Origin of the sequence: Shinella sp. WSD5-1 (assembly GCF_963942435.1) — a bacterium.
GTDB lineage: Bacteria > Pseudomonadota > Alphaproteobacteria > Rhizobiales > Rhizobiaceae > Shinella > Shinella yambaruensis.
Window position 1 is genome coordinate 3113834 of record NZ_OZ012596.1, and the last position, 13112, is coordinate 3126945.

The 13112-nt window shown below is 67.5% G+C and carries 11 protein-coding genes; 3 read left to right on the top strand and 8 right to left on the bottom strand.

The features are described from left to right. Positions 1-20: 20 nt before the first annotated feature. The 4 genes from AABQ55_RS15410 to AABQ55_RS15425 form a co-directional block, all read right to left on the bottom strand. Positions 21-638 (bottom strand): ABC-type transport auxiliary lipoprotein family protein, encoded by a 618-nt coding sequence (locus AABQ55_RS15410; RefSeq protein ID WP_244769659.1) that lies wholly within the window; start codon positions 636-638, stop codon positions 21-23. A 134-nt stretch (positions 639-772) separates the two neighbouring features. Then, positions 773-2143: an MlaD family protein gene (locus AABQ55_RS15415; protein ID WP_244769658.1), complete on the bottom strand. Its 1371-nt coding sequence runs from the start codon at positions 2141-2143 to the stop codon at positions 773-775. 60 nt (positions 2144-2203) lie between these two features. Further along, positions 2204-2989, bottom strand: a complete 786-nt coding sequence (locus AABQ55_RS15420) for an ABC transporter ATP-binding protein (RefSeq protein ID WP_244769657.1) — start codon at positions 2987-2989, stop codon at positions 2204-2206. Positions 2990-2997: 8 nt separating this feature from the next. Then, positions 2998-4182, bottom strand: a complete 1185-nt coding sequence (locus tag AABQ55_RS15425) for an ABC transporter permease (protein ID WP_272805627.1) — start codon at positions 4180-4182, stop codon at positions 2998-3000. A 98-nt stretch (positions 4183-4280) separates the two neighbouring features. On the opposite strand from AABQ55_RS15425, the gene dgcA reads away from it, so the two are divergent. Then, positions 4281-5264 carry an N-acetyl-D-Glu racemase DgcA gene (gene dgcA, locus AABQ55_RS15430; protein WP_272805628.1) on the top strand — a complete coding sequence of 328 codons (984 nt, stop codon included), beginning with the start codon at positions 4281-4283 and terminating at the stop codon, positions 5262-5264. Here dgcA and AABQ55_RS15435 read toward each other — a convergent pair. Further along, positions 5234-6451 carry an MFS transporter gene (locus AABQ55_RS15435; RefSeq protein WP_272805629.1) on the bottom strand — a complete coding sequence of 406 codons (1218 nt, stop codon included), beginning with the start codon at positions 6449-6451 and terminating at the stop codon, positions 5234-5236. The two genes, dgcA and AABQ55_RS15435, sit on opposite strands and share 31 nt — an antisense overlap. Before the next feature lie 107 nt (positions 6452-6558). Further along, positions 6559-7395, bottom strand: coding sequence for a UDP-2,3-diacylglucosamine diphosphatase (locus AABQ55_RS15440; RefSeq protein WP_272805630.1), 837 nt, complete (start codon positions 7393-7395; stop codon positions 6559-6561). Between the two features lie 233 nt (positions 7396-7628). Between AABQ55_RS15440 and AABQ55_RS15445 the strand changes: the two genes are divergently transcribed. Then, positions 7629-9941, top strand: a complete 2313-nt coding sequence (locus AABQ55_RS15445; protein ID WP_272805631.1) for an NADP-dependent malic enzyme — start codon at positions 7629-7631, stop codon at positions 9939-9941. 117 nt (positions 9942-10058) lie between these two features. Here AABQ55_RS15445 and AABQ55_RS15450 read toward each other — a convergent pair whose 3' ends face one another. Next, the gene (locus tag AABQ55_RS15450; RefSeq protein ID WP_272805632.1) at positions 10059-10421 is read right to left on the bottom strand and encodes a winged helix-turn-helix transcriptional regulator; all 363 of its coding nucleotides are present in this window, start codon (positions 10419-10421) and stop codon (positions 10059-10061) included. A 110-nt stretch (positions 10422-10531) separates the two neighbouring features. Between AABQ55_RS15450 and AABQ55_RS15455 the strand changes: the two genes are divergently transcribed. Next, positions 10532-11239, top strand: a complete 708-nt coding sequence (locus AABQ55_RS15455; RefSeq protein ID WP_272805633.1) for a glutathione S-transferase family protein — start codon at positions 10532-10534, stop codon at positions 11237-11239. A gap of 159 nt (positions 11240-11398) precedes the next feature. Here AABQ55_RS15455 and AABQ55_RS15460 read toward each other — a convergent pair whose 3' ends face one another. Then, the gene (locus AABQ55_RS15460) at positions 11399-12985 is read right to left on the bottom strand and encodes an ABC-F family ATP-binding cassette domain-containing protein (RefSeq protein ID WP_272805634.1); all 1587 of its coding nucleotides are present in this window, start codon (positions 12983-12985) and stop codon (positions 11399-11401) included. Positions 12986-13112: the final 127 nt, after the last annotated feature.

Here is a 13112-nt window from a genome sequence, read left to right on the forward strand (position 1 = left end):
GACCGAACACATCAAGAAAATCAGATCGACGCCAGCGTCCAGCCGACGATATCGGCCGTGACCGCGGCGAAGGCCGCGTCGAGCGCCTTCACGAAGGCCGGGTTGCCGGTTCCGCCGACCGGAACCGTCGCGCGAAACACCTTCTGCGCCCGCACCGTGCCGTTGCGGTCATTGAGCAGCTTTGCCGAAATCTCCACCACCGCCGCATCGGCGCCCGCCGTCTGCACCTCGAAGGCGCGGATGTCGGTGACGATCTGGTAGTCGATCGCAAGGCCCTGCCCCGGCATGCCGACGCCGCCGAGGCGGCCGGTGTTCTCGAAGGCCTGCACGAGCTTGGCCTGCACCATCTTGCTCAGGCTGTCGCTCCACTGCGCGCCGGCAAGATACTGGATTTCCGAGGCGGACGGGCGGATGACGATCTGCTCGCCGTCGAGCGCCTTCAGCGCCGAGGGTGGCGGCACGAGGATCTGCCGGCTCCTGGCCGAAGGGCCGTCGGCGGTGGCGACGGAGGTGAGCGCGAACGTATCGTTCTTGGCCTGCGTGCTGCCACAGGCGGCGAGCATTGCCGCCAGAACGGCGACGAGCGCGGCGCGCGCCGCAGTCCCGTTCCGCAACAAACCCTTACCCGAACCCGTCATGTCGTCCTCAAACCCTTGTAACTGCCTGTGTAGCAGCGGCACGACAGGCTGTCACGGCTGCGCGGACGGACAAATTTGCCTTGGACCACCAGCGGTTGGCAGTTGTGGGGATAGGGCCACACTTTACGGCCGGTTCAGCGCCGGTTGCGGCCGTCATACTGCTTGACCGTCTCGCCGCCGAAGAGGAGGCGCTGCGGATTGCGCTCGAAACCGGAGATCGCGCTGTCGAGATTCTGGATCGTGCGGCGCGTGTCGAGCACCAGCGCCTCGACGTCACGCAGGCCCGAGCCGGAGAACCGCTGCAGCCCGTCGGCAATCGGGCCGATCCGGCCGTTCAGCGTATCGGCGGCCTGCTTGATCGACTGCAGCGTCGCCTTGGCCTCGGCGAAGAGCGATTCGGAATCCCCCTCGCCCAGGAAACCGTCGAGCTTGGCGAGCACGCCGTCGACGCGCGTGGCGGCCGCGTTCAGCTTGTTGCTCATCTGCTGCACGTCGGTGATGATCTGGTCGATGTCCTCCTCGCGCGCGCCGATGCGGTCGGCAACGCCGGTGACGGAGGCGATGGCCTTGCGGGCATCGGCGGTCGCGACCGAGATGTTGTCGATCGCGCCGCCGACCTTCTGCGTATCGACCGCGGCGATGAGGCTGTCGACCTTGTCGAGCGTCACCGTCGCCTGCCTGCCGAAGGCATCGAAGGTTTCGGCCGTCTTGCGGAAGCCGTCGACGGTGGCCTTGATGTCGCCGGACGCATCCGCGATGTCCTTGCTGATCTTGTCGACATTGCCGACGAAATCCTCGACCTTCTTCGGGTCGACCGCCTTGATCAGCTCGTCGACCGAGGCGAGCGTCGAATCGAGCCGGCCGGAAAGGTTGCGGAAGGTCTCCGAAAGGCCGCCGACGCTTTGCAGGAACTCGTCCACCTTCTCGCCGTTGCGGGCGAGCGCGCCGGAGAACTGCTCGGCGTTCTGGATCGTCGTCGTCAGCGGCCCGCGCGCATCGGCGACGAAGCCCTGGATGTCGGTGATCGCCGCGTCGGCCCGCTTCAGGATCTTGTCGGCGGTGGACAGGATGTTCGTCACGCTCGACTGCTCCGCCTGCAGCACGGCCGGAACCTCGCTGTCGACGGCCTGGCGCAGGATGTTCGGATCGCCCGCGCTGCCGCCGGAAAGCTCGATATAGGCCGCGCCCGTCAGGCCCTGGACCTCCAGGACCGCGGTCGTCGACTGCTTAACCGGCGCGCTGGTCGAGACCTCCGTCATGGCGACGGAGAAGCGCGGGTCGTCGGCGTCGATGGCAAGGCTGCGCACGGAGCCGACCGGAATGCCGTTGAAGCGCACGGGCGAACCGATGCTGAGGCCGTTCGCCGAGCCCGGGATACGGATGGCCAGCTGCGCCATCTCGCCGCCGCGGCCATACTGCGACATCCAGTAGACGAAGGCGAAGGCGGCGGCCATGACGAGGACGGTGAAGAAACCGACGAGGGCGTAGTTGGCTTTGGTTTCCATGCTTCGGGCTATCCTGCTCGCAGTTCCATCCGCCGGAGCCTGCCGGCCCCGGACACGTCCTTACGTTTTCCGCACGATCGCTCGCGCGCGCTTGCCCCGGAAATAGGACTGCACCCAGGGATCGTCAAAGGCCAGCATGTCCTCGATCGTGCCTTCGACCATGACCTTCTTCTGCCCGAGGACGGCGATGCGATCGCAAACCGAAAACAGGCTGTCGAGGTCGTGAGTCACCATATACACGGTCAATCCGAGGGTGTCGCGCAGTTTGGCGATCAGCTCGTCGAATTCCGCCGCGCCGATCGGGTCGAGGCCCGAGGTCGGCTCGTCGAGGAAGACGAGGGCCGGGTCGAGCGCCAGCGCGCGGGCCAGCGCCGCGCGCTTGATCATGCCGCCCGAAAGCTCGGAGGGATATTTGTTCGCCGCCTCCGGGGCAAGGCCCACCAGCTCGATCTTCAGCCGCGCCAGCTCGTCCATCATCGCCTGCGGCAGGTCGAGATATTCGCGCATCGGCACCTGGATGTTCTCCTTGACCGTCAGCGAGGAAAAGAGCGCGCCATGCTGGAAGAGCACGCCGAGCTTCATGTCAAGCGCCAGACGCTCTTCCTCGCTCGCCTTGTCGAAATCCAGGCCGAAGATGCGGATCGTACCGGAGCGGCGGCGCAGCAGGCGCAGCACCGTGCGCATCAGCACCGACTTGCCGGTGCCGGAGGCGCCGACGAAGCCGAGGATCTCGCCGCGGTAGATGTCGAGATTGAGCTTGTCGAGCACGATATTGCTGCCGAAGCCGACGGTCAGGTCCTTGACCGAGAGCATCACGTCGTCCGTCTTTGCCGAAACCTGCTCCATGGATGTCCTCAGAAATCGATCGCGGCGTAGAACATGGCGAAGAGGCCGTCGACGAGGATGACGACGAAGATGGACTTCACCACGGCGGCGGTGACGTGGCGGCCGAGCGATTCGGCGCTGCCGCCCACCTTCAGCCCCTCGACCGAGGCGACGATGCCGATGATCAGCGCCATGAACGGCGCCTTGATCATGCCGGACACCACGGTCGACAGGTCGATCGCCTCGCGTAGGCGCGACAGGAACGTGTCGAAGGTGATGCCGGAATAGGACCAGGCAACGAAGGCCGCGCCGCCGAGGGCCGCGAAGTTGGCGATGATGGTGAGGAGCGGCAGCGCGACGGTCAGCGCCACGAGCCGCGGGAAGACGAGGACGCCGACCGGGCTGAGGCCCATGACCTTCAGCGCGTCGATCTCCTCGCGCATCTTCATCGAGCCGATCTCGGCCGTGATCGCGCTGCCCGAGCGGCCGGCGATCATGATGGCGGTGAGCAGCACGCCGACCTCGCGCAGCTGGAGAATGCCGACGAGATCGACGACAAAGACTTCCGCGCCGAAATAGCGCAGCTGGAAGGCGCCCTGCTGGGCGATGATCGCGCCGATGAGGAAGGACATCAGGAGGATGATCGGCACGGCGCGCACGCCCATATGGTCGATATGGTGCACGATCGCCGAGGGCGACACGCCGCTGCGCCGTCCGAGCTTCAGCTGGGCGCCGCGCACCGCCGAGCCGAGGATGAACATGGCGGCGACCGCATCGTCCCAGATCTCCATCACGTTGCGGCCGATCGGCTCGAAGACGCGCTCGAACAGCGTGCCTTTCCCGCCGCTCTCATCGCGCGGCTCGGCAAGCTTTTCCGGCAATGCCGAAATCAGGTCGGCATAATGCGTCCCTTCGCGGTCGGTGAAACTCACCGCGCCGCCCTCGCCCTGCCGCTCGGTGATGGCCCGGCGCAGCAGCCAGGCGCCGGCCGTATCCATGGCCGTGACGCCGCCGAGGTCGATTTCCAGCGCGCCGCCCTGCCCGCGGCCGATATCCGCAAGCCGCTTGCTCGCGGCAACCGCGGTCGTGTTCACCCATTCGCCGGAAAGGCGCCAGACCTCCCCGTCCTTGCCGGGCAGCGTTTCGATCGCGATGTCGAGGGGGGAACGGGCGCCGGTCAAGTCTCTTGCATCTTCCCGTGCTTGGGCCAACATGCGCCTGTCTTACCGGCTCGCCGCCCGTCTGTCACCGAACGAACCCGCAAAAGCGGCCTTCCCGCCTCGATTTTTTCAAGCCTGCCAGGATCAGCCCCATGCGCCGCACATTGCTCGCCACCACCGAAAGCTTCCCGATTGCCGGCACTTTCACCATTTCCCGCGGCGCCAAGACGACGGCGGAGGTGGTGACCTGCACGATCGGCGGTTCCGGCCTTTCCGGGCGCGGCGAGTGCGTTCCCTATGCGCGCTACGGCGAATCGGTCGCCGGCGTGCTTGCCGCCATCGAGGACATGCGCGGCGCCGTGGAGGACGGCATGGGCCGCGAGGAACTGGCGCGGATCATGCCCGCGGGCGCGGCGCGCAACGCCATCGACTGCGCGCTGTGGGACCTCGAAGCGAAGCTTTCCGGCGTGCCGACCTCACAGGTGATCAACGCCGCGCCGCCGCGGGAGCTCATCACCGCCTACACGCTCTCCCTCGGCGAGCCCGAGGCGATGCAGCGGCAGGCGGCGCAGGAGGCCGCCCGCCCCCTGCTCAAGGTCAAGGTCGGCACGGCGGACGACGCCGCCCGCATCCGCGCGGTGCGCGCCGGTGCGCCGGAAAGCGCCATCATCCTCGATGCCAACGAGGGTTGGACCCCGGAAAACCTCGCCCGTCACTTCGCCATCTGCGCCGAGGCGCGCATCGCCCTCGTCGAGCAGCCGCTTCCGGCGGGCAACGATTCGGCGCTGCGGGGCGCGGCCCGCCCCGTCCCGGTCTGTGCCGACGAGAGCGTGCACCAGGCGCAGGACGTCCGGGAACTTGCCGACCGCTACGACGCCATCAACATCAAGCTCGACAAGGCCGGCGGGCTGACGGAGGCGCTGGCGCTGCGCGAGGCGGCGAAGGAGAACGGGCTGAAGGTCATGGTGGGCTGCATGGTCGGCACGTCACTCGGCATGGCGCCGGCCGTTCTGCTGGCGCAGGGCGCCGATTTCGTCGATCTCGACGGCCCGCTGCTGCTCGCCCGCGACCGGGAGCCGGGCCTCACCTACGAGGGCTCGACCGTCTATCCGCCGGACGCCGCGCTCTGGGGCTGAGCGCGCGGCGCGACGATGCGGCCGGCGACGACCGAGACGAGGCCGGCCGCGGCGACGAAAGACATCAGGTAGAAGCCGTGAACGCCGTACCAGCTGAAGGCATAGCCCGAAACGAAGGTGGCGAGGGCCGTGAAGACGCCGGTATAGAAGAAATAGAGCCCCTGCGCCGCCGCTTCCTGCTCCTCCGCCACGCGCTCCACCAGCCGGCTCTGCGCGCTCATGTGGATGAGCGCATAGGTGAAGGCGTGCAGACATTGCAGCGCGAAATAGCCGGAAAAGGACATCTCCATGGGAAAGAGGATCCAGCGGCCGACCGCCACGGCACAGCCGACCGTCATCATGGACCAGAGATTGAAGCGGCGCCGCAACTGGACGGCGAAGAGGAAGAAGACCACCTCGGCAAAAACGCCGGCGCTCCACAGGATGCCGACGTCCACCCCGCTGAAACCCATCTTCTGCCAGTAGATCGCCGAGAAGGCGAACAGCATGGCATGGCTCGCATTGACGAGCGAGACGCCGATCAGCATGAGCTGCACATCCGCCTGCCGCAGCGTGCTCTTCGTCGGCATGGTGGCGATCGCGGCGATCGGCGACGGGCGGCGCGGCTTGCCGATCCTGGGGGCGATCACCGCGCCGAGCACCGTCAGCACGAAGGCCACCGCCATCGCCGGCAGCACCATGGCGCCCCCGTAGAGCCCGGCAAGCCAGCCGCCGATCATCGTCGCGACGATGAAGGCGAGCGAGCCCCACAGGCGCATCTTGCCGTAATCGAAATTCCAGCGCCGCACGCCCGATAGCATGATCGCCTCGGTGATAGGCACATAGGGCGAATAGACCGCGCCCTGCAGCGTGTAGAGCAGCAGCACCGGCCAGAAGGACCCGGTCGCAAAGAGCGCGAGCGCCGTCGAAAGCGACAGCAGCGCCGACCAGAGCAGCACGATCGAACGCTCGCCGATCCGGTCCGCGATGATGCCGGCCACCGGCGCGGTGAAGACGCGCACGAACATCGGCACGGCAAGGACGACGCCGATCTGGAAGTCGCTCATCGACAGCGTTTCCAGCCAGACCGGGAAGAACGGCAGCGCAATGCCGTTGACCATCATCGGCGCGCAGAAGACGAGAGCGATGCGCGCGGCGAAGAACGGCGGCGCGCCGGCGGTCACGGTAAACCCGGAAGGGGCATTCATTGGCGGGGAACCTGCGTTGGAACGCCCCGGCTCTAGCATGCCGACGTACGTACGCCAATGCGCTATTTCTGCCCGCGGGCCGGAAGGCCGAACAGGTGAAAGCCGGCTTACGCCGCCTCCGGCTCCCGGGTTTCGATCGCCAGCATCCGGCGCGAGACCGGAACCACCTCGGCAGGGCTCGATGCGAGCATCTGCCAGGTGATCAGCTCCATCTCGCCGTCGTGATGCTCGGCGATCGCCGTGCAGCTCTCCACCCAGTCGCCGCTGTTGATGTAGCGGATGCCGTCGATCTCGGTGATGACGGCGTGGTGGATGTGGCCGCAGATCACGCCGTCGGCATCGTGGCGCCGCGCCTCCTCGACGACCACCTTCTGGAACTCGCCGATGAAGTTCACCGCCGTCTTCACCTGCTGCTTGGCCCAGGAGGAGAAGGACCAGTACGGCAGGCCGAGCCGGCGGCGGATGGCGGCGAAGACGACGTTGATGGCGATGGCCGCGTCATAGGCCCAGTCGCCGAGATAGGCGACGACGCGGGCATGGCGCACGACGACGTCGAACTCGTCGCCATGCAGCACGAGGTAGCGCTTGCCGTCGGCAGCCTCGTGGATGATGCGGTCAGCCACTTCCACGCCGCCGAAATGGGTGCCCGGGAAGTCGCGCAGGAACTCGTCGTGGTTGCCGGGAATGTAGATGACGCGCGTGCCCTTGCGCGCCTTGCGCAGAAGCTTCTGCGTGACGTCGTTGAAGGCCTGCGGCCAGTACCAGTTGCGCTTCAGGCGCCAGCCGTCGACGATGTCGCCGACGAGCACGATCGTCTCGGCTTCGTGATGCCGCAGGAAGTCGATCAGGAAGTCCGCCTTGGCCGCCTTCGATCCCAGATGCACGTCCGAGATGAACAGCGTGCGGAAATGGCGGACATTCGGGTCGGCGAGGGTCGCGGTCATGCGTCTGTCTCCGGGTGGCCGGCCGCCGCGGTGGTCGTCGTAAGGGGCGGCTTTCACCCCGTTGAAAACCAGACTCCTGTTTCAGATTGATGACACACCTATGCCTTTTTCGATGGCAAATAGGCATTGCACAGACCGCTGATTGCGGCTTTATGGAAGACTCGGAAAACCACGTCGCGGCGGTTTCGTGCAAAGAAGGGCCGCAACAAAAACAGCATATGGCAGGGAGCATCATGAGCACGGGTGACAAATCGCGGACGCAGGACGGTCCGGCAAGCGGCGACATCGACCAGCAGGCCCTCTTCTTCCACCGTCACCCCCGCCCCGGCAAGCTCGAGATCAACCCGACCAAGCCGCTCGGCAACCAGCGCGACCTGGCGCTCGCCTATTCGCCCGGCGTCGCCGCGCCCTGCCTCGCCATCCGCGACGACGCCAACACGGCCGCCGACTACACGGCGCGCGCCAACCTCGTCGCCGTCGTCTCCAACGGCACGGCCGTGCTCGGCCTCGGCAATATCGGCCCGCTCGCCTCCAAGCCCGTGATGGAAGGCAAGGCGGTGCTCTTCAAGAAGTTCGCCGGCATCGACGTCTTCGACATCGAGATCGACGCCCCGACCGTGGACGAGATGGTCAACGTCGTCTCCGCGCCGGAGCCGACCTTCGGCGGCATCAACCTGGAAGACATCAAGGCGCCGGAATGTTTCGAGGTGGAGCGCCAGCTGCGCGAGAAGATGGACATCCCCGTCTTCCACGACGACCAGCACGGCACGGCGATCATCGTCGCCGCCGCGGTCCTCAACGGCCTGGAGCTCGCCGGCAAGGCGCTTTCCGACGCCAAGATCGTCGCCTCGGGCGCGGGCGCGGCCGCGCTTGCCTGTCTCAACCAGCTCGTCTCGCTCGGCGCGAAGGTCGAGAACATCTGGGTGCACGACATCGAGGGCCTCGTCTACAAGGGCCGCGAGGCCCTGATGGACCAGTGGAAGAGCGTCTATGCGCAGGAGACCGACAAGCGCCAGCTCTCCGAGACCATCGACGGTGCGGACGTCTTCCTCGGCCTGTCGGCCGCCGGCGTTTTGAAGCCGGAGCTGCTCGCCCGCATGGCGGAGAAGCCGCTGATCATGGCGCTCGCCAACCCGACGCCGGAAATCATGCCCGAGGAGGCGCGCGCCGCCCGCCCGGACGCGATGATCTGCACCGGCCGCTCCGACTTCCCCAATCAGGTCAACAACGTCCTCTGCTTCCCCTACATCTTCCGCGGCGCGCTCGATTGCGGCGCGCGCACGATCAACGAGGAGATGAAGATGGCCGCCGTGCGCGCCATCGCCTCCCTCGCCCGCGAGGAAGTGTCCGACGTCGCCGCCCGCGCCTATTCCGGCGATACGCCGAGCTTCGGCCCGAACTACCTCATCCCCTCGCCCTTCGACCAGCGCCTCATCCTGCGCATTGCGCCGGCCGTCGCGCGCGCGGCGGCCGAAACCGGCGTGGCGATGCGCCCGATCACCGATTTCGACGCCTATCTCGACCAGCTCAACCGCTTCGTCTGGCGTTCGGGCTTCATCATGAAGCCGATCTTCGCCGCCGCGAAGAACGCTGCCCGCAAGCGCGTGATCTTCGCCGAAGGCGAGGACGAGCGCGTGCTGCGTGCCGCCCAGGTGCTGCTGGAGGAGGACATCGCCAAGCCGATCCTCATCGGCCGCCCGCAGATCATCGAGACGCGTCTCAAGCGCTACGGCCTGCGCATCCGCCCGCAGACCGACTTCGAGGTCGTGAACCCCGAGGACGATCCGCGCTACCGCGACTATGTCGACGACTATTTCCGCATCGTCGGCCGCCGCGGCGTCATCCCGGAAGCCGCGCGCACCATCGTGCGCACCAACCAGACGGTCATCGGCGCGCTGGCCCTCAAGCGTGGCGAGGCCGATGCGCTGATCTGCGGCGTCGAGGGGCGTTATGCCAAGCACCTGCGCGACGTCAGCCAGATCATCGGCAAGAAGGAGGGCGTGCTCGACTTCTCCGGGCTCAGCCTGCTGATCTCGCAGCGCGGCGCCACCTTCTTCACCGACACCTATGTCACCTTCGACCCGACGGCCGAGGAAGTGGCGCAGATGACGGTGATGGCCGCGCAGGAGATCCGCCGCTTCGGCATCACGCCGCGCGCCGCCCTCGTCTCCCATTCGAACTTCGGCTCGCGCGATTCCGACAGCGCCTTCAAGATGCGCCGCGCCATGGAGATGGTGCACGAGATGGACCCGACGCTCGAGGCGGACGGCGAGATGCACGGCGACGCCGCGATCTCCGAGGCCCTGCGCCAGCGCGTCATGCCGAATTCGACGCTGTCCGGCGAAGCCAACCTCCTGGTCTTCCCCAATCTCGACGCCGCCAACATCACGCTCGGCGTCGTCAAGACCATGACGGACAGCCTGCATGTCGGCCCGATCCTGCTCGGCGCCGCCATGCCCGCCCATATCCTCTCGCCGTCGGTCACCTCGCGCGGCGTGGTGAACATGGCCGCGCTTGCCGTGGTGGAAGCCTCCAACCCGGCCTGACCGGTCATCCTAGAGCATTTCCAGCAAAAGTGCGAAGCGGTTTTGCGTCCGGAATTGCATAAAAACAAACAGATAGAGCGTTTTCGCGATTCGAGGAGAAGCGGAAATGCTCCAGCCTTACGAAACGGCCGCCGCCTCGGCGGCCGTCTTCGTTTGCGGCGCCGGGCGCCCGGCATCCCGCGCCTCCCACCAGTCGCCGAGCGCGTCGACCAGCGGCAGCAGCGTCAGGCCGGATGGCGTGAGGTCGTATTCGACTCGCAGCGGATAGCCGCCGAAGACCGTCCGCCGCACGATGCCGGCCTTTTCCAGCTTGCGCAGTTCGAGCGTCAGGATGCGGTGCGAGACGGTCGGGTTGTCGCGCCGGAGGTCGCTGAAGCGCTTCGTGCCGTCCTTCAGGTAGTAGATCAGCAGGGTCGGCCAGCGGCCGCTCAAGACCTGCATGACCTCCTCGATCGGGCAGCGGGAAACGAGATCCTTCATGGCGGGCTCCGGCATGGTGACAAAAATGTGCGTAATTTACATGGGGGCAGGCAAGGCTTAGGTCCAGTGTCGCTGCGCAGCGTGGTCAACAGAAATCACGGAGAAGAACATTGGAACCGATCCTCGTCTACGGCTTTCCCGCCGGAAGCTCCATGGGCCTCGTCGCCGCGCTGGAATGGCTGGGAAAGCCCTACCGCCTCTGCCGCGTCGACATGCTGGGCGAAATGCGCGACCCGTCCTATGCCCGCCTCAACGCCCGGCACGAAACGCCGGCCCTCGTCACCGATGACGGCCGGGTGATCACCGAGACCATGGCCATCGCCCACTGGATCGCCGCGCGCGACACGGAACGGCGCGTCAGCTTCGATCCCGCAACGCCGGAGGCCGACCGCATGGTCCAGCTGATGGCCTATCTCAACACCGGCTTCACCGGCGCCTTCAGCCCGCTCTGGGCTGCGCTCGAACTGGAGACGCCGGACCCGGTGCTGGAGGAGTCGCTCCGCCGCTGGGGCCGCGAGGGCGTCATCGAGCGGCACGACAAGCTGGAGGCGATGCTCGGCGACACGCCCTACCTTGCCGGCGACCGCCCGACGCTTGCGGACGGCGTGCTCATCGGCGTCGCCCGCTGGCTCGATTACCACGCGGTCGCCCCGGCAAGCCGCTGGCCCCGCATCGCGGCCATCCGCGGCCGGCTGAAGGCCGACCCCGCCGTCGCGTTCGCCACCGCAGTGGAAAGCGGCGAGACACCAGCCGGCTCAGGCGCCTTCAAGGGCCACGTGCCGCTTGCCGAAGTCATCGCGCGTTTCGGCCGGAGCTAGGCGGAACGCGACTCGAGACCGGGTTGAGGACTGCAAGGCCTTCCCCCGCACGCCTTCGTCATCCTCGGGCTTGCCCCGAGGATCCACGCTCCGGGTGCGGCGTGGATGGCCGAGTGAGAACCGGCCTGACGGAGGAATGGGCGGCGGCCCGGCATCATCTCATATCGCCGAAAGCGCCAGCCGGCGCGTCATGCCGATCGCCGCAAGAAACGCCTCGTCGTGGCTGACGACGAGGAGCGCGCCGTCATAGGCCCGCAGCCCCGCCTCCACCGCCTCGATCGAATCGATGTCCAGATGGTTCGTCGGCTCGTCGAGGATCAGCAGCGCCGGCGGCGTGTCTCCGCCGAGCACGCAGGCAAGGCCGGTGCGCAACAGCTGCCCGCCCGAAAGGCTGCCGGTGGCCTGCAGGGCGGCATCCGCGCGGAACATGAAGCGCGCCAGCGCCGCCCGGCAGGCATTCTCGCCGGCCTCGGGATTGATCCGGCGAAAATTGTCGCGGATCGACAGGGCCGGATCGAGCAGGCTCACCTTCTGGTCGAGCATGGCGGCGTCCGCAAGGAGGCGCACGCTGCCCCGCCAGGGGGCGAGCGCGCCGGTGACGAGCGCCAGCAAGGTCGTCTTGCCCGAACCGTTCGGCCCCGTCACGGCCACCCGCTCCGGCCCGGTCATGGTGAAGGACAGGTCGCGGATGACCGGGTGATCCGCCCGGTAGCCGGCGGTGACGCCGTCCATCCGGAGCACCGTCCTGCCGGCGGAAAGATGCGTCGGCGGTACGGCGACGGTCAGCGGCTGGAGGATCTCGATGCGCTCGCGCGCCGCCGCCACCGCCTCGCCCGCCTGCACCTGCCGGTCCTCGGCAAGCCGCGCATTCGCGCCGCCCGTCAGCTCGCTGCGCTCCTTCATGGCGCCCAGCATGATGCGCGGAATGTCGCCGCGCGCCCTCTTGCGGCGGCCGGCGCTGTCCTTGCGCGCCTTGCGCTCGGCGACGACCTGCATGGTGCGCGCCACCTCGGCGGCATGTTTTTCCGCATCCGCAAGGTCGCGATGGGCGGCGGCAAGCTCCAGCGCCTTGCGTTCGCGATAGGCGCTCCAGTTGCCGCCATAGCGGGTCGCGCCGAGCGTCGTCAGCTCGACGATGGCATCCATGGTCTCCAGCAGCGCGCGGTCGTGGCTGACGACGATCGCCCCCGCCCGCCAGCCGGCAAGGAGATCGATGACCGCCTGCCGCCCGTCGCGGTCGAGATTGTTCGTCGGCTCGTCGAGCAGCAGGAAGTCGGGCTCGCTGAAGATGAGGGCGGCGAGCGCCGCACGGGTGCGCTGTCCGCCGGAAAGGGCGGCAAGCGGCGTCTGCGGCTCCGCCTCCAGCCCGACGCGGGCAAGTGCGGCGGCAAGCCGCGCCTCCAGCGTCCAGTCCGCATCGGCAAGGGCGTCGGCATCCGCCTCCCCGCGCGCGGCGCGGGAAAGCAGGTCGAGCGCCCCGGCGATGCCGAACAGGCTGGCGACGGTTTCCTGCGGGGTGACCTGCACGCTCTGGCGCAGGAGCCCGAGCGTGCCGTTCACGGTGACGCTGCCGGCCTGCGGCACCAGCGCGCCGGCCACGAGCTTCAGCAGCGTCGTCTTGCCGACGCCGTTGCGGCCGATGAGCCCGGCGCGCTCGGCGCCGAAGGTCAGGTCGAGATCGGAAAGGAGGGCGTGGCCGTCAGGCGTGGACCACCGGATTTTCGAGAGGGTGATGGAATGCGGCATGGATACGGATTTCCCCGAGGACAAAACGAAGTCGGTTTGCGGTCGGGTTGAAATCCATGGTGCACCATCCGGTCGGCATTGCGTTGCCGGAAATCTAGGGACGAACCGGCCGCGTTGCAAGAGCGGC